General features: G+C 45.0%; 24 protein-coding genes and 1 pseudogene. 15 read left to right on the forward strand and 10 right to left on the reverse strand.

Annotated elements, in window-relative coordinates:
* Positions 1–127 precede the first annotated feature (127 nt).
* The 3 genes and pseudogenes from IPP74_02270 to thiS form a co-directional block, all read right to left on the reverse strand.
* A pseudogene (locus tag IPP74_02270) lies at positions 128–1,111 on the reverse strand (iron-containing alcohol dehydrogenase).
* Between the two features lie 109 nt (positions 1,112–1,220).
* Positions 1,221–2,015 carry a thiazole synthase gene (locus IPP74_02275; protein MBL0318120.1) on the reverse strand — a complete coding sequence of 265 codons (795 nt, stop codon included), beginning with the start codon at positions 2,013–2,015 and terminating at the stop codon, positions 1,221–1,223.
* A gap of 2 nt (positions 2,016–2,017) precedes the next feature.
* On the reverse strand, positions 2,018–2,218 hold the full coding sequence (gene thiS, locus IPP74_02280) for a sulfur carrier protein ThiS (protein MBL0318121.1): 201 nt from the start codon (positions 2,216–2,218) through the stop codon (positions 2,018–2,020).
* 138 nt (positions 2,219–2,356) lie between these two features.
* On the opposite strand from thiS, the gene rpmG reads away from it, so the two are divergent.
* A complete protein-coding gene (rpmG, locus tag IPP74_02285) occupies positions 2,357–2,536 on the forward strand; it encodes a 50S ribosomal protein L33 (GenBank protein ID MBL0318122.1) in 180 nt (59 codons plus the stop codon).
* Positions 2,537–2,552: 16 nt separating this feature from the next.
* Here the strand turns inward: rpmG and IPP74_02290 are convergent, their stop codons facing one another.
* Entirely contained in the window at positions 2,553–3,074 is a 522-nt protein-coding gene (locus tag IPP74_02290) for a hypothetical protein (protein MBL0318123.1), read from the reverse strand.
* 150 nt (positions 3,075–3,224) lie between these two features.
* Between IPP74_02290 and aroQ the strand changes: the two genes are divergently transcribed.
* The gene (gene aroQ, locus IPP74_02295) at positions 3,225–3,674 is read left to right on the forward strand and encodes a type II 3-dehydroquinate dehydratase (GenBank protein ID MBL0318124.1); all 450 of its coding nucleotides are present in this window, start codon (positions 3,225–3,227) and stop codon (positions 3,672–3,674) included.
* Here aroQ and IPP74_02300 read toward each other — a convergent pair.
* A complete protein-coding gene (locus IPP74_02300) occupies positions 3,653–4,258 on the reverse strand; it encodes a ribonuclease HII (GenBank protein MBL0318125.1) in 606 nt (201 codons plus the stop codon). The genes aroQ and IPP74_02300 overlap by 22 nt on opposite strands.
* 97 nt (positions 4,259–4,355) lie before the next feature.
* Here IPP74_02300 and IPP74_02305 point away from each other — a divergent pair, with 97 nt between their 5' ends.
* From IPP74_02305 to IPP74_02315, 3 genes are all read left to right on the forward strand, one after another.
* Positions 4,356–5,279: an OmpA family protein gene (locus tag IPP74_02305; protein ID MBL0318126.1), complete on the forward strand. Its 924-nt coding sequence runs from the start codon at positions 4,356–4,358 to the stop codon at positions 5,277–5,279.
* 99 nt (positions 5,280–5,378) lie between these two features.
* Complete coding sequence (locus tag IPP74_02310) at positions 5,379–6,251, forward strand: OmpA family protein (GenBank protein ID MBL0318127.1); 873 nt, start codon at positions 5,379–5,381, stop codon at positions 6,249–6,251.
* A 16-nt stretch (positions 6,252–6,267) separates the two neighbouring features.
* Positions 6,268–7,293, forward strand: coding sequence for a polyprenyl synthetase family protein (locus IPP74_02315; GenBank protein ID MBL0318128.1), 1,026 nt, complete (start codon positions 6,268–6,270; stop codon positions 7,291–7,293).
* A 28-nt stretch (positions 7,294–7,321) separates the two neighbouring features.
* On the opposite strand, the gene IPP74_02320 is transcribed toward IPP74_02315, so the two are convergent.
* Positions 7,322–8,404 carry a hypothetical protein gene (locus tag IPP74_02320; protein MBL0318129.1) on the reverse strand — a complete coding sequence of 361 codons (1,083 nt, stop codon included), beginning with the start codon at positions 8,402–8,404 and terminating at the stop codon, positions 7,322–7,324.
* 166 nt (positions 8,405–8,570) lie between these two features.
* On the opposite strand from IPP74_02320, the gene mnmA reads away from it, so the two are divergent.
* Positions 8,571–9,740 carry a tRNA 2-thiouridine(34) synthase MnmA gene (gene mnmA / locus IPP74_02325; protein MBL0318130.1) on the forward strand — a complete coding sequence of 390 codons (1,170 nt, stop codon included), beginning with the start codon at positions 8,571–8,573 and terminating at the stop codon, positions 9,738–9,740.
* Positions 9,741–10,018: 278 nt separating this feature from the next.
* On the opposite strand, the gene IPP74_02330 is transcribed toward mnmA, so the two are convergent.
* The gene (locus IPP74_02330; protein ID MBL0318131.1) at positions 10,019–10,342 is read right to left on the reverse strand and encodes a helix-turn-helix transcriptional regulator; all 324 of its coding nucleotides are present in this window, start codon (positions 10,340–10,342) and stop codon (positions 10,019–10,021) included.
* Between the two features lie 142 nt (positions 10,343–10,484).
* Between IPP74_02330 and IPP74_02335 the strand changes: the two genes are divergently transcribed.
* The 3 genes from IPP74_02335 (at position 10,485) to IPP74_02345 (ending at position 12,513) form a co-directional block, all read left to right on the forward strand.
* Positions 10,485–11,555 carry an alkene reductase gene (locus IPP74_02335; protein MBL0318132.1) on the forward strand — a complete coding sequence of 357 codons (1,071 nt, stop codon included), beginning with the start codon at positions 10,485–10,487 and terminating at the stop codon, positions 11,553–11,555.
* Between the two features lie 53 nt (positions 11,556–11,608).
* A complete protein-coding gene (locus IPP74_02340) occupies positions 11,609–12,115 on the forward strand; it encodes a DUF1993 domain-containing protein (protein MBL0318133.1) in 507 nt (168 codons plus the stop codon).
* 68 nt (positions 12,116–12,183) lie between these two features.
* Positions 12,184–12,513 (forward strand): DHCW motif cupin fold protein, encoded by a 330-nt coding sequence (locus IPP74_02345; GenBank protein ID MBL0318134.1) that lies wholly within the window; start codon positions 12,184–12,186, stop codon positions 12,511–12,513.
* A 168-nt stretch (positions 12,514–12,681) separates the two neighbouring features.
* Here IPP74_02345 and IPP74_02350 read toward each other — a convergent pair whose 3' ends face one another.
* Positions 12,682–13,527 (reverse strand): hypothetical protein, encoded by an 846-nt coding sequence (locus IPP74_02350; protein ID MBL0318135.1) that lies wholly within the window; start codon positions 13,525–13,527, stop codon positions 12,682–12,684.
* A 240-nt stretch (positions 13,528–13,767) separates the two neighbouring features.
* Positions 13,768–13,989 (reverse strand): HigA family addiction module antidote protein, encoded by a 222-nt coding sequence (locus IPP74_02355; GenBank protein ID MBL0318136.1) that lies wholly within the window; start codon positions 13,987–13,989, stop codon positions 13,768–13,770.
* A gap of 228 nt (positions 13,990–14,217) precedes the next feature.
* On the opposite strand from IPP74_02355, the gene IPP74_02360 reads away from it, so the two are divergent.
* The 6 genes from IPP74_02360 (at position 14,218) to IPP74_02385 (ending at position 19,388) form a co-directional block, all read left to right on the forward strand.
* Positions 14,218–15,312 carry a hypothetical protein gene (locus IPP74_02360; protein ID MBL0318137.1) on the forward strand — a complete coding sequence of 365 codons (1,095 nt, stop codon included), beginning with the start codon at positions 14,218–14,220 and terminating at the stop codon, positions 15,310–15,312.
* Positions 15,313–15,478: 166 nt separating this feature from the next.
* Positions 15,479–16,240 carry a hypothetical protein gene (locus IPP74_02365; protein MBL0318138.1) on the forward strand — a complete coding sequence of 254 codons (762 nt, stop codon included), beginning with the start codon at positions 15,479–15,481 and terminating at the stop codon, positions 16,238–16,240.
* Positions 16,241–16,250: 10 nt separating this feature from the next.
* Positions 16,251–16,496, forward strand: coding sequence for a hypothetical protein (locus IPP74_02370; protein ID MBL0318139.1), 246 nt, complete (start codon positions 16,251–16,253; stop codon positions 16,494–16,496).
* A gap of 12 nt (positions 16,497–16,508) precedes the next feature.
* Positions 16,509–17,102, forward strand: coding sequence for a peroxiredoxin (locus tag IPP74_02375; protein MBL0318140.1), 594 nt, complete (start codon positions 16,509–16,511; stop codon positions 17,100–17,102).
* 432 nt (positions 17,103–17,534) lie between these two features.
* On the forward strand, positions 17,535–18,116 hold the full coding sequence (locus IPP74_02380; protein MBL0318141.1) for a phage tail protein: 582 nt from the start codon (positions 17,535–17,537) through the stop codon (positions 18,114–18,116).
* A 72-nt stretch (positions 18,117–18,188) separates the two neighbouring features.
* Complete coding sequence (locus IPP74_02385; protein ID MBL0318142.1) at positions 18,189–19,388, forward strand: cation:proton antiporter; 1,200 nt, start codon at positions 18,189–18,191, stop codon at positions 19,386–19,388.
* Here IPP74_02385 and IPP74_02390 read toward each other — a convergent pair.
* Positions 19,385–19,753, reverse strand: coding sequence for a DUF3768 domain-containing protein (locus IPP74_02390; GenBank protein MBL0318143.1), 369 nt, complete (start codon positions 19,751–19,753; stop codon positions 19,385–19,387). The two genes, IPP74_02385 and IPP74_02390, sit on opposite strands and share 4 nt — an antisense overlap.
* Between the last annotated feature and the right edge of the window lie 45 nt (positions 19,754–19,798).

The raw sequence follows: 19,798 nt of genomic DNA on the forward strand, positions 1-19,798 counted from the left end.
ACGGAACAATTAATGGTTCAATCATTTCGGCAAATTGATCCCAACCATCACTTATTTTATCATTGAGCTCTTTGGCCTTTGCGGTATCGATGGCTTTGATTTTAAGTGAGGCAAACCAGGTTTCGTCACCCTCGCCAAAGCGATCATTATAGCGGGCGATCCGTTCGTGTGTTGGCTTAATCACCGGATACATCGACAGGCAATTTTCCTGCAACAGCGACATGGTCAAGGTGCTCAGGGCAATTTGCTCTCCGTGGAAACTGTGGGGCAAACGCTCACCAAACACCATATCCATGGTATGGGCAATCATGTGTTCTCCTTGACTAGCAGGATAACTGCCTTTTGCTAACGTCATGCCGATGCCAGACAGCACTAGCAAATGCGCCAGATGCTTCATGGCTTCCTTATCACCTGCCATTAACGCCTGCGCATGTTCAAACAGGATAAATTCATAGGGTTCCAATAATTCAAACGGAACCGGATTATAATCTGTGCCCAGTAACCAGTGCGACAGCATCCAATCAACCTGGGCCGTTGTCCGGCAGAGCGAATCACCAATGCCACTTCGAATCAGCCGTTTGGGAGCAGCGGCTAAAATATCAGTATCAAGGATAATCGCTGTTGGCAAATGCGCCGGTAACGAATGGTGAAAACCATCCTCAATAATCGATGCATTGGCCGAAGCGTAGCCATTCATTGAAGGGGCCGTACCAAACACGAGATAGGGTTTATCAAGCAGATGGCTGGCATACTTACAGATATCATTCATCGTACCACTGCCTACGGCAATAATCGTATCTACCCCGCGTGCCTGCTCTAACACGGTATTCACAGCGGATTGATCCGGCCGTACATTTGCGGGTAATACACATTGTTCCACCAACCAGTTATCGCATGTGTCTTTGACTAACTGGTGAGCAAGAATTTCGTTGGTGGTTGCATCACACACAATCAATAAACGCTTGCCAAGTTCAAGCATCGCTAACATATCAGGCGCATGATTCATCAAACCACTATCAATAGCAATGGCTTGAATAGGAATCGTTACTGGTTCGCCAGAGGAAGGGCTCGCCCATGTTCCTTCCATAATTTGCTGGATGATGTGTTCCATGGAATTGCTCACTTTATATCTTGTATATCTTGTATATCTTGTAAATCTCTTATATCGCTTATATCTCGGGCTTCATTCTTTATTTTTCTACCCCGCCTTAGACTCAGTCCTAGACATGTTGTTTGGAAGGCGTATGAATCATGCCCTGTAAAGGAGATGAAGCAACAGCAAAATCTTTCTTAGGCATCCTGCCGGCTAAATATGCCAGACGTCCCGACTCAACCGCCAATTTCATTGCTTTAGCCATCGTAACTGGGTAGGTGGCATGAGCAATAGCGCTGTTCATTAACACCGCATCACAACCAAGCTCCATAGCCTTAGCCGTATCTGAAGCCGTGCCAACACCAGCATCAACTAACACCGGCACACTGACGGATTCGATAATAAACTGGATATTAAGTGGATTTTGAATGCCAAGGCCCGAACCAATCGGCGCACCTAATGGCATAATGGCACAACACCCCATATCTTCCAGACGTTTGGCTAAAATAGGATCATCGCTGCAATAGGTCATCACATCAAATCCCTCTTTTACCAACACTTCGGCTGCGGCGAGCGTTTCTATCATATCAGGGTATAGGGTTTTATGCTCAGATAAAACTTCTAATTTTACCAGGTTCCATCCTCCCATCTCCCGTGCCAGTCGCAATGTCCTTAAGGCATCATCTTTTGTAAAACAACCGGCCGTATTGGGAAGATAGGTATATTTTTTAGGATCAAGATAATCCTGCAACATCGGTTCATCCTTCTTGTGGACGTTCACCCGGCGTACGGCAACGGTGACAATTTCAGCACCCGAGGCTTCTATTGCCGCCTGGGTTTCCTGAAAATCTTTGTATTTGCCCGTACCCACAATCAATCGCGATTGAAACGCTTTGCCTGCAATGGTCAAGCCATCTGTCATGACTAACCTCCACCTATAAAATGAATAATCTCGATTGCGTCGCCTTCATTGACGGGAGTCGTCCCGTGCTGCGAGCGCACCACTACTTTTTGGTTTCTCTCAACCGCTACTTTGTTTAAATCAAGTCCCAGATGCTTGACCAGCGTTTCGATGGTCATCGCCTGGTCAAGATAATAAGGTTCGCCGTTAAGTTGAATTTCCATGGTTTATGCCTCTGTCGCCTGGGCGCGATTCTGACATAAAAAGCCAGTTTCTGCAAGACAAACCTCTTGACAGCCGCCCTTACAGCCGTATAATAAATCACTCTTAGTCAATGTTAAAATGACATCAAGGATTATATTATGTCTGGTAAAAAGAAAAAAAATTCACTGCTTTTCAAACTGGTCAGCACTGCTGGAACCGGCTTTTTCTACGTTGTTAAACGTAACCCTAAGCAATTGCCAGAGAAACTTGAATTCCGTAAGTATGATCCAAAAGTGCGTAAGCATGTGATCTTCAAAGAGAAAAAGCTTTCTAGCTAATCTTTGTTTGGACCCATTATTTCATTTTATTGAACAGCTTCTTCATGGCTGGAACAGACATAGCAATCATGTGGGTTGATGCTTTGAAGGCTTGTTCCAATTCGGCGATCATATTCCGTTCAATGTTCACATTGAGGATTAATTTTGCTTTATCAGCCACAATCTTGTGCCCGCCTTCGCTGATTTCCTGGATAATACTATCTTCCAGTATTTGTCCTTTGGGCATATGCTGCGATTCTAAAATAAAATCAGCATGGCTTTTAAGGAATTTTTTGGTAGCAATATAGAGATCTCTAAAGCCAGTCATCTGCTCAGTCCCCATATTAAAGCTGCTCATTTTAGCTTCAAAATCCATATCCAGTTGCTTATGAAGATGTTCTTTGGAAAGCACATATTTTACCGCCGATTCAAACACACGCTGAATACCAAGAATCATAGATTCTTTCTGAACGTTCTTACAGCTGGCTTTAATGTGATTTAGCGCTTGTTCAACCGATTCTTCAAATTTATTCAATTCCGGCACTGGGTTATGTGTCATAAGGCATTCTCTCCACTCATCTTTCTAGTTCTTATTATCCATCTTATGGTTTAATAATGTGTTAAACCCTTTATGCCTAGGCTTTATGAATGGACTTGCTTAGGGAAAACTCCTCTATATAATTAGTAAGATCACTCGCTGGAAGCCTTTATGACACATTCAATTCTTATTTTAAACGGCCCTAATCTAAATCTCCTTGGCACCAGGGAGCCTGAAATCTACGGGCATGAAACCCTTGCCGATATCGAAAATATGTGTCAGAAAAAAGCTAAGGAGCACGGCCTCACCGCTGATTTTCGCCAATCAAACGATGAGGGCATGCTGGTGCAGTGGATTCAGGAAGCCAGGGGCAAGCACCAGGCTATTATTATTAATGCAGCCGCTTATACCCATACGTCTATAGCGATTGCCGACGCACTCAAAGCCGTTAATCTGCCAACCATCGAAGTGCATCTGTCGAATGTTTATCAACGCGAAAGCTTCCGCCATCATTCTTATATTTCACCCATTGCGCGGGGGGTAATTTGTGGATTTGGCAGTGTTGGTTACCTGCTTGCACTTGACGCTGCGGCCACTCTCTATGAATGTTCACTCAGATAATTGCGGATGGGTGCAAAACTGCGGCGGTGATGCTCGGTAATACCATATCGAGCAATGCCTTCCTGATGCGCTTTGGTTCCATAACCTGCGTTTCTTTCCCAGGCATAATGCGGACATGCCTGGGCTAATTCGTTCATAAGTCGATCACGGGTTACTTTAGCCACAATAGATGCCGCGGCAATGGTTAAACTTAAACTATCCCCTTTCACCAACGTTTTCAGGGGGCACGGCAGTGCAAAGACCTGATTACCATCAACCAAGACACCATCAATCGTAATTTTCAAGGTAAGCTGTTCATACGCGCGGCGCATTGCCATAAAGGTTGCCTGAAGAATATTGTGTTGGTCAATTTCTTCGACGCTGGCGCTACCGATACCTACATGGCTATGATTTAAAATAGTTTCAAAAAGTATTTCTCGCTGTGCGTGTGTTAATTTTTTAGAATCATCAATGCCCTCTGGAATATGGTTCCTATCCAACACAACGGCAGCCGCCACTACAGGCCCAGCCCATGGACCACGCCCTGCTTCATCAATGCCTGCAATAACACCGTTCATGCCATTTTCATAAAAAAAATCGGGCATATTTACTCCTGATTCCAACCACAATACGCAGGTACACTAATCAATCCTGTTACATATGCAACTTGTTTTTTATCTCTGAAAAGGATAGATATAGGAGATGTCTATTTTTTCGTATAAGCAAATGAAGCAATGTGTTTGGGGTCTTGTCTTACTTACGTTGACAAGCGCTTGCACTAATCTGGAATCCGTACGTCGGCAAACGATTTCCGGTGATGATTTTTATTCACGATTAGCCAAAGAATATCAGCAATTTGCGCTTTCGGAAGCCGAGCATTATGATTGGCGAAACGCTGATTATTTTGCCAAAAAATCAAAAGACGCCCTTCATAAAAAAGAAGTCGAACCCGAGTTACCTTTAGCCCCCAGGTGGACATTACCTGCTGATGTGGCAGAAACACTGATGTCTGCACGGCTTTATTTCATGGATGCCTACGAGCAGCGACACAACCCATTCATGGCATCGGATGTCGCCCAGGCTCAATTAGCTTATGATTGCTGGGTTGAACAAAGCAGTGAAAACCCTCAAAGCACCGATACCACCACGTGTAGGGAATCGTTTTTTGAAGTGATGGAACATCTCACAGCCAAACTTCCATCTAAAGCAGCAGCCGAAAATCCACCTGAAAAAATTCTTGAGCCTCTGCCTACCTGTACCTCTGTGTTTTTTGATTCAGGAAGTTCTAAATTGAAACCCAAGGCCATCAGAACACTAAATGTGCTTATTGAAAAATTACAGCAATCGCCCCAAAAACGAACCCTTTATTTATACGGTAATGCTGACCGTACCGGATCAATTGCTTCTAACCGTAAACTTGCCCAAAAAAGGATCAACACGGTTAAAACCTATCTCCATAAAAAGACCACGCAGTTGTCGTTGCCAATTCATTTTGTGAATAAGGCCCGTGGCGAATCCAAACCCAAGTTACCCACTCGCGATAATCGCGCTGAGCCACTCAACCGTAGCGTCGATATTGGCCTTAAGCCTCAAAAACCTGGACATTGCCACGCATTATCAGAATAACATTTAAATGGAATTGTTATGTTTTCCTTACACCGCTTGCACACTGCCATTTCCTCCCTTACTATCCTTTTTGTTGCGACGTTAGGTTTGTACGGATGCATGACAACGCCTCCCAAAGAAACAATTGTCACCCCGTTTCAAATGGCCCTGGCCGATGGCTATCAACGATTTGCTAATGTCAAAAAAGATGACAGCCACCTGTTGGATTCGTACCATTTTGCACAGAAATCACGCCAGGCACGCGAAGGTTATAATGTTGCACCCGAAGATCCTAAAAATTGGAGCCTCAATCCCGATGACACCCAGCAGCTCACTGTAGCCAGGTCCGAACTAATTAAAATCACGACCGAAAACCTTACTCAACAAAAGCCTAAAGATGCGGCCATCCTGCAGATTGCCTTTGATTGCTGGCTGGAAGAATTAGAGAAAAATCCTGAAGGCGACAATACATCTAAATGCCAAACTCAATTTTATAAATCACTGCGGGCTATCAAAAAATGGGATAAGGAACAAGTGATTGCCCAGTTACCAGAGAATTTGCCTGAATCTGAGCCTGGCACTCCCGCTGTTCCCTTCAAAACATCAATTGAAGCCCCACAATCCCAGCCTCAGGAAACTAAAACAGACCAAAACGGCATTATTTATTCAGTCTATTTTGACCACGGGACCGGTATCCCTTCGGCCTCGGTTAAAAAACGCATCAAAGCGATATCCCGCGACATTGTCTCGCGAGGATTGCAAAACCAAGCTATCATCTTAAGCGGCTATACCGATCATACTGGCCCCAGTGACTTTAACCAGTTTATCGCCGAAAAGCGGGCTAAGGCCATAAAATCGCTGTTGATTAACGAAAATATCCCTGCTGCCAACATATCTCTCTTTGCTTTTGGTGATTCTCAGGCTAAAATGACCACCCAGGACGAAGCGCAGGAAGCTAAGAATCGCCGTGTTGATATCCTGATTGGCCAATAATGAAGTAATCACCTCAATGACGTTAAGCCCTGCCCTACACCATTCTTCAGCTGGTACCCCAAACGCGTTTTCGTTTGAGGATATACGCGGCTTGATCGCCAGCGACCTTGCGGCCGTGGATCAGCGTATCCTATCCTTAGCTGAAAAAAGAGCTCCTCTCATTGGTACGTTGCTTCATCATATTCTTTCTTCCGGTGGCAAACGCCTCCGCCCGATGCTAACATTACTCTCTGCCCAGGCTTTCAACTATAAAGGCCAGTATCATATTGACCTGGCCGCCAGTATTGAATTTATCCATACCGCAACGCTCCTGCATGATGATGTTGTAGATGGCAGTATGCTGCGTCGCGGCAAACCCACCGCCAATGATGTGTGGGGAAATAAAGCGAGTATCCTTGTGGGTGACTTCCTGTTAAGTCAGGCCTTTGAATTGATGGTAGGCACAGGCTCCATTTCAGTACTGGATATTCTGTCTCGCACCTCCTCTATTATTTCAGAAGGTGAAGTGTTACAGCTGAGTAACGAGCGTAATCTGCGCATCACCGAAGATACCTATATCCATATCATTACCGCTAAAACAGCTGCACTTTTTTCTGCAGCGTGTGAAGTGGGAGCCGTCATCGCCAATCGCGCTTCGCATGAACAAGCTGCCATGGCCGATTATGGCTTAAACCTTGGTATTGCTTTCCAGATTGCTGATGACACCCTCGATTATTCGGCTGAACAAGCCAAGCTGGGAAAAACCGTCGGCGATGATTTCCGTGAAGGAAAAGTAACGCTGCCGATTATTCTTGCGCTAAAACAGGCAACTCCTACCGAAGAACTTTTCTGGCATCAAGTCATCACAACGGGCGAACAACACCAGGATGATTTACAGGTCGCTCTTAAATTGCTTCAGGAAAAAAACATCATTGAGGCATCCCTTGATATCGCCAAGGATTATGTTAACAAAGCCCTTCAATCGCTAGCCAATATGCCAGCAAGCCCCGCCAAGGATGCCATGCTTTTGCTGGCGCAATTTGCGGTAAATCGGGCTTATTAAACAGATTTTCATAACCTCTATTATCGCCTTATTTTTTAAGAAAGAACGAAGCATAAAGTTCTATTGCAAAGAAAATAACGATCATGAGTTCCATCCAAAACATGCGTGAGTTGGTCAATTCACTTTGAGTAACGGTGTAGAGCGTGTCTACGTGTTCTAACCGATCCTGCACACTCGTGCGCCATTCATCCAGGTGAAAACGTTCTCTGGCTCCCAGATAGACACGAGCTAAATACCAATCTCCAAAAAATTTAGTGATATGGGTGACCTCATCATTGAGTTTGGTTACATCCACCCGTAATTCCCGCAACTTGCGTAAAACAGATTCGTTGCCTCTAAAGGTTCCAAAACGTTTACGCTGAATACTCTCGTAGGCTTTATTTAAGTAACGATCAAGACGTTGATCCATGACACGATATTCTTCTAACTGCAGATTAGCTAATTCCAGCACATACACCGTATCTTCAACATAACCGGTAAGATCCACCATCAACGCAGCATCCCAATCGATAATAGTGATGTCGGATGTTGAATAGGAATGATACACCTTCAAAACTTCATTGACCTGCATCGGATTTAAAATTCCAGGATGATTTTCTGTCAGCAAATCGGCAATGGCCATACGGTTCTCAGAAAACCAATTTCCTAAATCCTGATCTTGTCCAGGCATCTCCGTGATACAAAATACCGTATACGCTTCAGGTTCGAGCAAAGGCGAGGTTCTGATCATGATCTCTTTGAGGCTGGTGCATGCCTCGGTACATAAGCGCCGTGCCAATTGATCAAGCGATTGTTCCTGATTAAAAAAGGGCGTATGAAAAGGCATCAATTCAGGAATGGAGTTCACCACAAACGGAACATGGATTGCAATAGAAATAACTCCGATATCATAAATACGAATACGGGGAAAAATTTCCTGGCCTCCCCAATCAGAAACCGGTTGTGATGGTTCAAGCGATAAGGGTTTATACATGGGCATATCTTTAGGCGAGGTATGGTCAGTCCTTATTTCAAAGGGCGCGACCCGGTTTGCCAGGACATCTTTGATTTCATCTGTTTTGATCTCATTTGCTACATCGAATGCGTAGAGATAGATCACTTCACCTTTCATAACCCCTTACCCCCATCAGAAACCTAACAACATCAGACCAGATCTCCTATTTTCATTCCATTATGGTCGCTTTCATAAACGAATGCAATCTTCAAAGAAAGCGTCTACTGGTCTAAAGAGAGATTTTATGCTATACTGCGTCCTCGCAAAGCCCCAAAGGAATATCATGACCAGCCAATGTACGTTAAGCACACAACCGCTTATCATACCTACCTCAGTTACTCCAACCATCGTGGTTGAGCCTATCTGTGCGGGTAAAACCCCACAACAAACCAGGGTCGTGGTCGCTATGTCGGGTGGGGTCGATAGCTCGGTTGTCGCCGCCCTGCTCCATAGCCTTGGCTACGAAGTCATCGGCATTACGTTGCAGCTTTATGATCATGGCGAAGCACTCCAGAAAAAGGGTGCTTGCTGCGCCGGCCAGGATATACGCGATGCCAAACGTGTTTGTGAGGCCCTTCATATCCGCCACTACGTACTTGATTACGAAAGCCTCTTTAAACAATCTGTGATCGAAGAATTTGCCGATAGCTACCTTCGCGGTGAAACCCCGATACCCTGTGTCCGCTGTAACCAGACTGTTAAATTCAGGGATTTATTCCAGGTTGCTAAAGATCTCAATGCCGATGCCATGGCGACTGGCCATTATATCAAGCGCACCGTTGGCCCCCATGGCCCTCAATTGCATCGTGCTTATGATGATGGCAAGGATCAAAGTTATTTTCTGTTTTCCACTACCCGCGAACAACTCGAATTTCTCCGTTTTCCCTTAGGTGGAATCCCTAAAGCACAAACGAGGCAGCTTGCCGAGCATTTTGGCCTACAAGTTGCTGTAAAACCAGATAGTCAGGATATCTGTTTTGTCCCCGGGGGATCCTATGCTAAAGTTATCGAGCGCCTGCGTCCAGGAGCATTTACCCCTGGCGATGTGGTTGACATGCAAGGCAATATCCTTGGCCAACATCAAGGCATAGCCCTTTTCACCATCGGCCAGAGGCGCGGACTAGGCATTGCTTCCAGTAGCCCCTTATATGTGGTTAAAATTGACCCCACCACTAATCAGGTTATATTAGGGCCAGAATCAGCGCTAGGCAGCCTGTCACTGACGATCAAAGAACTTAATTGGCTTGGTCATGAGCCTATTCCCGAAAGTGGCCTAGCCGTCAATGTTAAAATTCGTTCTGCAGCCAAACCCATTCCAGCCACGATTCATCCATTACCAGATAATCATGCAAAAGTAGTGTTTAACACGCCAGAACGCGGCACCAGCCCAGGTCAGGCTTGCGTGGTGTACCACGAATCTGTTTTACTCGGTGGCGGTTGGATCGTTGGTTAAATGCCTGCGGCTCAGACTACTTTAAAAGGTTGAAGATGATGGATTTGGGGAAAATCAAGCTTCGCACTTGTTGTTAACTGTGGGGAGTGCCAACACACTCCGTCATCTATGGACATCTTCAGATCTTCTTGGAGTGTAAGCCATAGGCGAGTACGGAAAAAAGGTCTGGAGAACCAGGCCTCTTCTTAATACTTCCATCCTTACTTCTACAGGCTTCTGTATCCGTTTCACACACAGCAACGAGTCGCACTTCATTTTAGAACAGGTCCCAAACACCACTAAAATTTTTCTTTTTTAGCCAGCGTCATAATCGTTTCGAGTAAACCTGGGAAGCGTTCGTTAATGTCATCTTCACGCACCACATTACGGTGTTCAACCCCCTGTTTGGTTGTGTAAATAAGGCCAGACTCGCGCAATATTCTAAAATGATGCGACAAGGTTGATTTTGGAATGTTGGGACAAGGCGATGCTTCTGAGCACGACATACAACCATCCTTTTTCATCAGGCTTTGAAAAATTCGCATACGCAGGGGATCGCCAAGCGCACTAAGGACGCCAGCTAACGTAATATCATTTTTGGATGGGTGAATAAAGTGGGCCATAAAATAACATAACATAACGGTTGACACAATACAATAGTTCGATATTATTGAACTATCGAACTAGCTGCTGGCTACGATACGTTGCCAACTCCTGGTTGTTAGCCCATAATCATCTCTAAACGAATGTAAAAGGAAATACACCATGCCCCATTTATTCGACCCTTTAAAACTGGGTGCCCTTACCCTGCCAAACCGTATCATCATGGCACCTTTGACTCGTAGCCGCGCAGTTCATCAGCGAATTCCCAATGACCTCATGTGCGACTATTATACACAACGGGCAACGGCAGGCTTAATCATAAGCGAGGCTACTTCTGTCTGTCCGATGGGTGTTGGGTATGCCAATACGCCTGGTATCTGGTCTGATGCGCAGGTGGAAGGGTGGAAACAGATTACGGATGCCGTACATGCAGCTGGCGGACGTATGTTTTTGCAGCTCTGGCATGTAGGACGCATTTCCGATCCGATGTTTTTAGAAGGCAAGATCCCGGTTGCACCGAGTGCCATTCAACCGAAAGGGCATGTGAGTTTAGTTCGTCCTGAAAAAGCCTTTGTTACTCCACGAGCATTGAATATCGATGAAATTCCCGGCATCATTGAAGACTTTAAAACTGGCGCAAAAAATGCCAAAGCCGCTGGCTTTGACGGTGTTGAAATTCATGGAGCCAATGGCTATTTGCTTGATCAATTTTTGCAAGATAGCACCAATCATCGCACTGATGCTTACGGTGGCAGCATTGAAAACCGAGCCCGCTTAATGCTGGAAGTAACAGACGCTGTTATTGCTGTATGGGGCTCCGACCGCGTTGGCATGCACTTAGCCCCCCGTGGAGATGCTCATGATATGGGTGACTCCGATTTGCTTGCAACCTTTTCCTATGTTGCCAAACAATTAGGCAAACGAAAATTAGCCTTTCTATGCGCTCGCGAATCCCTGAGTGAAAACTGGTTTGCTCCTGCCTTAAAAGAAGCCTTCGGTGGAGTGTATATTGCCAATCAAGGGTTTAACAAGGAAACCGCAACAGCAGCGTTACAGTCTAATGCTGCCGATGCAGTAGCGTTTGGCCAATTATTCATTGCCAACCCCGACTTGCCCTACAGGTTTAAAACACATTCTCCACTCAACGCACCAGACCCATCGACATTTTATGCATCAACCAGTATAGGTTATACTGATTATCCATTCATCAACTCACAGGTCACTGCGAGTTAATGACCTACGCCACTTTTTGTTCAATTTTATTCATTTAATCAAGGAGTTACACCATGTCACTTTCCATGTACCAGGCTTCCATTCCTGTTTTTATCCGTATGCTCGGCCACCTCAACGACATTCTTGCCAAGGGCGAAGCCCATGCAACGGCTAAAAAAATTGATCCTTCTGTTTTTATCAATGCCCGCTTAGCACCTGATATGTTTGCACTTGCGCGTCAAATCCAAATTACCACAGATGGCGTTAAAGGCTGTGCAGCCCGCCTTGCTGGTATTGATATTCCCCGCTATGAAGATACAGAAACCACTTTTTCTGAACTTTATGCACGCATCAACAAAACCATCGATTTTCTAAAAACAGTAACCGCACAACAGATTGATGGCACGGAAGAAAAGCAAATCAAGCTCAAAGTTGGACCAAGGGAACTTGAATTCAAAGGCCAGGCTTACTTGCTGAATTTTGTCATCCCTAATTTCTATTTCCATCTGGTAACCACCTATGGCATCCTCAGGCATAATGGTGTGGATATCGGCAAAATGGATTTTTTGGGTAAAGAATAGTCTGGTTATCCGATCAGGCACCTGCACATGATGCAGGTGCCTGATCATCGCTAAACAAGGGTGCATCCATGGAACTTTCCAATATTCCTTTTACCGTAACAGACTGGTCAAAGGTACCGAAGACCGAACATAAAGGTGAAACCGGAACTGCCCTTTGGCGTACGCTTGATTTAGGCTGCGTTCGCATCCGCATGGTCGAATACAGCGCAGGCTACAGCGCCGATCATTGGTGTAAACGTGGACATATACTCTTCGTTCTCCACGGTGAGTTGGTGACCGAATTAGAAGATGGACGTATGTTCACTCTCACCGCCGGCATGAGTTATGAAGTCCAGCACGATGGTGAAGCGCACCGCTCACAAACCAATACCGGAGTGACATTGTTTATTGTCGATTAGACATAAACGTCGTACGGGTTAGCATCCTCAGCCGATCAAACTTTAAGCGGCATTACCCGCATCATTCTGATTTACATGCTTCCCACACAGTGTTAACCAGAGCATCGTAGATACGAATTACATGAATCTTTGTCGGGTAAATTCTTCAGCCATGTTCGAGATTAATTGTCACTTTACGGATTTCAGGGTTTCCTCAGCACCACGTTTAGTATATCTGTCCGAACTTAAACTTAGTTCCTTTAAAATAGCAACCGGCGTATGTTTATTATGCACCAGGCCCCATTGAATAAGATATCCATCCTTATTGTTTTTAGACTTTTGATAAAGGGCTTCAAGAGAAGCTGCTGGCGTTTTTGGATTACCCGCGACACTACCTTGCAAATACGGCTCATTCATTTCCCCCAAGAACGATAGGGTGGAAGAATCGACATTTGGGTGTAGGGCCACTAATCTGGCAACAGATAAACCTTTTCTATTTTTACCTAACAGGCCATAGCGCGAATACAGCTTATCATGAATGGACGGATCTTGTATCCTGGCTATCTTATCAAGTTCTACCGCATTCAAGTCATTTCTTTCCAGCAATGCATTTAATATAAAGATGCGTTGATTGCCGCTTTCCGGCAACGAGGGATAACGCGTTATTAATTGGTCGATCAGTGTATGGTTCATGTGAGAAATGGGAGCAATGACCGCTGCTACCGTTTTAGAATCAAAAAAAGGCTTGGCGTATTCTTTGTTCAGATAAAAACCGCTATAGAGAATGAAGATGAAGCTAAGCACTCCGTATAGTACACCAATACGTTTTTTCCCTACCATAAATTTACGGGAAGAGAAGATGGCACAGTAATAAACCAGTAACACAAGAATAATCGCTGGTGCTACACCGAAAGGAAGAAAAATATAGCCTATGGCTGCCGTTGAAATCGTCGATTGGCCAATGGCAACAATATCCGGATAGGTTAGAAATCCTCCCACGATTAATGCCAAAATAAATGCGCGAAAATGAATCATGATTTTCCTTTTAAAGCATCAACATAATCAATCAGGAATTATTATACTATTCATCATGAAAATCGGAAGAACCACTATTGAATTTCCTATACACCTGGCCGACCGCACCGACGTCATCGCCTTTCATTATGAATGCACCTGCAAACTATACAGTTTTTATACTGCATCATAATTATGATGATGCACTATAACAACTATTTCGCTAAAGTCCCGCGCTTCTTTGGCTTGATATAAATCAAATCAACGCTGCATAGCGAGCCATAATTCAGGTGTCGTATCAAAAGCAATTGATAAACGTTTCGCCAGTTCTGTACTGATATCGGCTCGGCAATTAACAATTGCGTCCAACGTTTTTCTCGTTACTCCTAAAGCACTTGCTACTTCAGTAATCGTTTTCTCTCGCGGTTCTATATAAGGGTGCCATAGAACTTCCCACGGATGGGCTGGATGTTTCATGCTCATAATTTTCTCCCCATCAATGGTAATCCATATAATCAACATCATATGCATCACCGTCATCAAAACTAAAGACGCTACGCCAGGCAGGCCGTACTTCGATTTCCATACCCTTGAAATACACGTAACCTGCCAGAACTGCATGCAATACGAATCATAAATTTATATCTATCCTCTTGACTGATATTGAATGTGATATTATAACATTACGTTACTATGGTTTTGAGAGGCATTATGGCGTCATTTGTACAAAAATTTGGCTTTAGCAAAAAGAATGGTGGAGGCAATAGCATCCAGCAGGAAGTTATTCTTGAGTCTATGAAAGAGGCGCAGGAGAGCCTTGCTGCTCAGATTTCGCAGGATACTAGCTCTGCAAGTAACATTGAAGTAATACTGACCCGTGGCAGCAAAAGCCTTACTTCGAACATCAAAACCCAGGAGTCAATTCTACTTGAACAGGACATTGAAGAAAATTCACTCGAACGCCTACTGAAATCCATAGAACGTGCATCATCACTGGAAGAATTATCTGCCCTGATGCAGCGCTATGAGGAACTTGTAGCAAGCTGGTGTGATAAGGCATCAAAGCTCAGTAGCGAGAAGCGCCTCAAGGAATATCTCTCCATAATAGCCGCGCTAAACATGCTACAAAAGATGTTGCAGAATCCAGACTTGCTATTTTCAGGCAAGGAAATTTCCGAACGGCTGCAAACCGGCCTTATATCACAATCACAGGCAATTGAAAGTCAGGCGAAAGTAATGCACGCCCAGAACCAGAAACTGCATGAACAAACTGGGCAAAGCTCCGGCCAGATTATGCAGGCACACGTTGCTGCTCTGGCTATAGATAAATTACCCGTGTCCGTACTACCTCTGGAAATGAAAGGGCAAATGCCGATAGAGCAAAAACCACCTGTCAACCAAATACAAACAGAATCTGTAAAAGATAAAAATATACTAGCACCACATATTGATGAACGGCTTTCTGTCCTATCTCAAAGGATTCAGGAAGCAAATGCTTTAAAGGATGCAGAGTTAGTACCTACCACTAGCATTCACTCCCACCCCCCCTTGGAACTCTCAGGAATTATTAAAGATAATGTTATCGATATAACCGCAAGATTGAGAGAAAGAATAGAAGTAGAAAGCAGCACCTATAAACCGCTTTCTAAAGATGCGTTAAGCCAGGCGCACGTTTGTACAGCAGGATGTAGCCATGGACATTCGCATGCAGCGCATCAGGATGTTCAACCTAAAATGATGGGGAGTGGTGATCCGGTAAGCAAAGGGGCATGTCTGTATTGGCCCAAATTGCTGTGGCGGACATGACCACCATACGCATCAACCGGAAACCAAGAGCGAGGCTCATCCTAAAGAGCATGAGCACGATCATCCCTGTTCATGCTGCGGTCATGGAGCCAAGGCAATGGAAATAAGCTGGTCACAGCAAATAGCTAAGTAGGCGAATAAAATTATAGATTAATAGGAAATATTTATGTCATATCATCACAATCTTCACCCACTTGGCCGTAAATATACGTGTCATGAACATGGCCACGAGCATGCGTCTACAGAATCACATACGTCTGCTTGGCTGCTTGAACTACTCAAAAAAGTTCTGCAAGCGCAGCCGGATGAGCGCAGCATAATAACGGGAAATTTTACCTGTCCGGAGGCCAGTTATTTTAACCAAAAGATAAACGCTTGTAGGAAAGTATCAGGCGCAACACCAGTTAATGAGCATGAGCATCATCCTAAATTTACAAAGAAAGAGCGCAACGTTGCTGTAAAAGAGATAGCGCAGGAAATACATAAAAGGATGGATACTTATCCTCTAGCCATTGTCAGCAAAAAGCCGAATGAAATTATTTATGGAAACGCTGATAATCCCGATGGTCAGGTAATATACACATTTAAAAATGGCCATTGGTTAATTACAACAGGGAAAAATGTTGATGCTATTATCATTGATCCGGCAGGAAAGGTAATCGAGATAAAACCTGGTCCTCATATTCACCAATATGGTGATGGTGGCAACTTAGTGGTAGCAGGAGCATCTAAAAGCCATCATGAAGAGCATGGGCATAGGCATGGGCATAGGCATGGGCATGGGCATGGGCATTCCCATGACCATAACAATCATCATAATGAAGGGCCATGCTCAAACGCATGTGGCCATGGTGCCAAATCCCATGAACACCATCATCATAAACATGGTCATAAACATGGCAGTAGCTGTAGTCTCAGTAACTATTAGGGAATAAATCATGCAACCACATTTTCTAAAAAAGAAAGACATCATCATCTTGGTGGAATCCACCGATAACGGTAAACCTGCCTGGTGGTATGTCAAATGCAATAACAGGATTTCAGCAGAGAAAATTAAGGGTGTCTGCCGCCTCGGGAACCTTGATACTATTCCTCTACAAGAATATGGCGAAATCATTCTTTCGGGCTGGGGTGCTAATCCTCCACCGGAAGCGATTAAACAAATAGAAGAACAATATAATTAAAAGGGAAAAAATATGTCAGTATTTATAGGCCTGCAAGCACCTGAATTTTCATCACCAGCCTTAATGCCAGATGGAAATGTGAATTTTGAATTTACTCTATCCAATTACCGTGGAAGCAAAAAATGTGTGGTCTTTTTTTACTCGATGGATTTCGCGCAGGTAGACCCAACAGAACTAGTAGCACTTGGAAAGGTTCATCAGGAATTTGAGACGCGCAATACCAAAATCATTGCCATTAGTACGGATACTTTCCTTTCACACCAGATGTGGCAGAAAATCCCTGCCGGAAAAGGCGGGGTGGGAAAATTACCATTTCCTTTGGTTGCCGATTACACAAAGGGCATTGCTAAAGGATATGACGTTATTATGAATGATACGTTTGCGATGAGGGCTACATTTATATTGGACAGCGAAGGCTATGTGCGTCACCAATCCATTAATGACTTTCCTATCGGCAGAAATATCAACGAGATAATCCGCATTATCGATGCAATGGATTTCCATGTTGAGAAAGAGCAACTATGCCCTGCAAATTGGCAAAAAGGAAATCAGGGTATTGCACAACATGATGAATTTGCACGGGAGTATTTAAGCTCGGCAGCTTAAATACGTTCCTGCGGTGTGTATGGCAAGGAACCAAAAGAGGTTCGCCATGATAAGCCCTTTTGTCCACGTCACTACAGAGGTGTGATTCAAGTTCTCCATCTAATACCGCCCCCAGCACTCCCTTAATTACAGAGGTCAAAACACCTCCATCTCCCATCAGTGGCTTACCAGATCGGATCGATGCTCTGATCTCCTACTGCAATGGGGTTAATAACGATCCTGGCCAGAAAAATACCAAGGCTTTAAGTGAACAATATTTGGCTTTGATTCTAGATTGATAGATTCACTTTCAATTGTTTCCAAAACCAATTAGTGGTCTTTGTAAACGCCATGAACGAGATGGGCAAGATATTTGAGAGCCCTGTAAAACTTGAGAAAAAGGCGTTCAAGTTTGAGCCGATGGCAATAGCTGCATAAATTTTGGAACTAATCATGCCCTTTGATCTTTCAGTCGAGAGCGATCTAAAGTCGCTGCGCCGTGGCCTGAGTGCGCTGGAGAAGCAGGCCGTGCCGCAAGCGACCGTGCGAACCCTGAACCGGGTGGCCGAGAGCGCGAAGGTTTCAAGCGCCCGGCACATTGCCCCACAAATGGGCGGCAGGCAGGCTGCGGTAAAAAGACGTATCGAGACCCGCCCATCTACCTTCCGGCGCTTATGGGCGGCGCTGGTAGCAAGTGAGCGGCCATTGCATTTGATCGAGTTCGTGGTCGGCTCCAAGAAGCCTACGCAGCAGCCCGGTGGCAAGCGTGGATTGGTGAAGGCCAAAGCATGGGGAAAGAACCGCACCTATCGAAGCGCCTTCATCGCGCCGCGCAAGAAAGGATCGAACGCCACGGAAGTTTATCTGCGGAAATCTGGTAAGCGGCTGCCGCTGAAGCTGTTGTTCGGACCCGGCATCATGCAGCTGTTTAAGCAACGGGAGAATGTCCAAACAATGGAACAGACGGTGAATGACCGTCTGCCCAAGGAGTTTATGCAGAACCTCGCCTACTACATGGCGAAGATCAGGCGATAATACAGTCGATATGTCTTTTCCAAAGGGCTGAGATGTCTTGTAAAAAGTAAATATACAAGCTAAGTTGTTCACATGGAATATGCGTTAATCAACACTATTATTGCGAGTATTGTGACGGCATTTGTCTTTGGCATGGCCGCTAAAAAGATGAAGCTGCCCGCAATTTTCGGTTATCTGCTTGCAGGTGTTGCGATTGGACCCCATACGCCCGGATTTGTTGCCGATGTTTCTCTGGCAAAGCAACTCGCGGAAATCGGGATCATCCTGCTGATGTTTGGTGTTGGTCTGCATTTCTCGCTAAAGGATCTTGTTGAAAGCCGAAAAATTGCATTGCCCGGTGCGATTGTGCAAATGGCCTCTGCAACTATCATTGGCGCAGTCTTGGCTGTCGTTCTCGGATACCCAGTTTCTTCTGCCTTAATTTTTGGCTTTTCTCTTTCGGTGGCCAGCACCATCGTGTTGCTTCGCTCGCTGGAACAACGGAATTTATTGGAAAGCAATGGCGGTAAAATTGCGATCAGCTGGTTGATCATCGAAGACATTGCCATGGTTTTTGCGTTGGTAATGCTACCGGTCATCGCTGAAATTACGCATGATGCGGATGCGTCATCATCGCTTATTCTAACGACTTCACTTTCTGTGCTGTTCAAAATAGCCGGATTGTTTGTTTTCATGTTTGTGGTGGGCAGACGATTCTTGCCGTGGTTGTTTGTAAACATTGCCAAGATGCGCTCACCCGAACTTAATACGCTGGGAACGCTTGCGATTGCTTTGGGATTTGCTTCGATTGCTTATGTCGTGTTTGATGCTTCGTTGGCGCTGGGAGCATTTCTGGCTGGTGTCATGCTGAACGAAAGCGAGATTGGTAGAAAGTCTGCCGAAACCACGGTATCCATGCGCGATGCGTTTTCCGTATTGTTCTTCGTATCGGTTGGAATGTTGTTTAATCCGCTAACGCTGATTGAACAACCAATCGCAGTAGTCATGACATTCCTGACTATCGTGGTGGCAAAAAGTGTGGCAGCCGTAGCAATCACCAGCTTTTTCAAGCAGACCAAAGAAGTCAGTTATGCCGTGGCAATCGGGCTTGCACAGATAGGTGAGTTTTCTTTCATTCTTGGTGGGCTTGCCCTTTCCAAGGATCTGATTAGCCAAGATCTCTACAGCCTGATACTTGCAGGAGCGATGCTATCGATTGTTGCCAATCCCTTCCTCTTCAGGATTTACGACAACAAATTCTCAAGAAAGCAGCCTGCTGGGATCAGCAACTAGTATTCATGCGAGAGCATGATTGTCAGCACGCGGGTGGTGACGTCGGGGTTGGCCGGGTCTTCTGATCCGGCGTCCATGGTGTTGTTGTAATAGTCGATCTTCCAGAAGAACTTCTGACCATCAATAACAACTTTGCCGAAGTCATGTTCACCGTGTGGATCGTTGCGCCAGTTAAATCTATCGAACTCAGACACGGCTCGAAACAGCCGTGCCTTGATGTCTTCGGATAGTTCGTTCACGCCGCAGGTGGTCATGACCTTGCCGCCCCAATAGGTTTGGCGGAAGCGATCATTCAATTCGGCGATGCGCTTGGCATATTCGATGGATTCGGGTGTTTTTTCGTTGCTGTTGGTGGCTGCTATCATGGTGTTTGGCCTTTCTTGCTGGGGTTAAACCTTCCATCGGATAAC

It is taken from the genome of Alphaproteobacteria bacterium (assembly GCA_016722515.1).
Taxonomy (GTDB): domain Bacteria; phylum Pseudomonadota; class Alphaproteobacteria; order Rickettsiales; family JADKJE01; genus JADKJE01.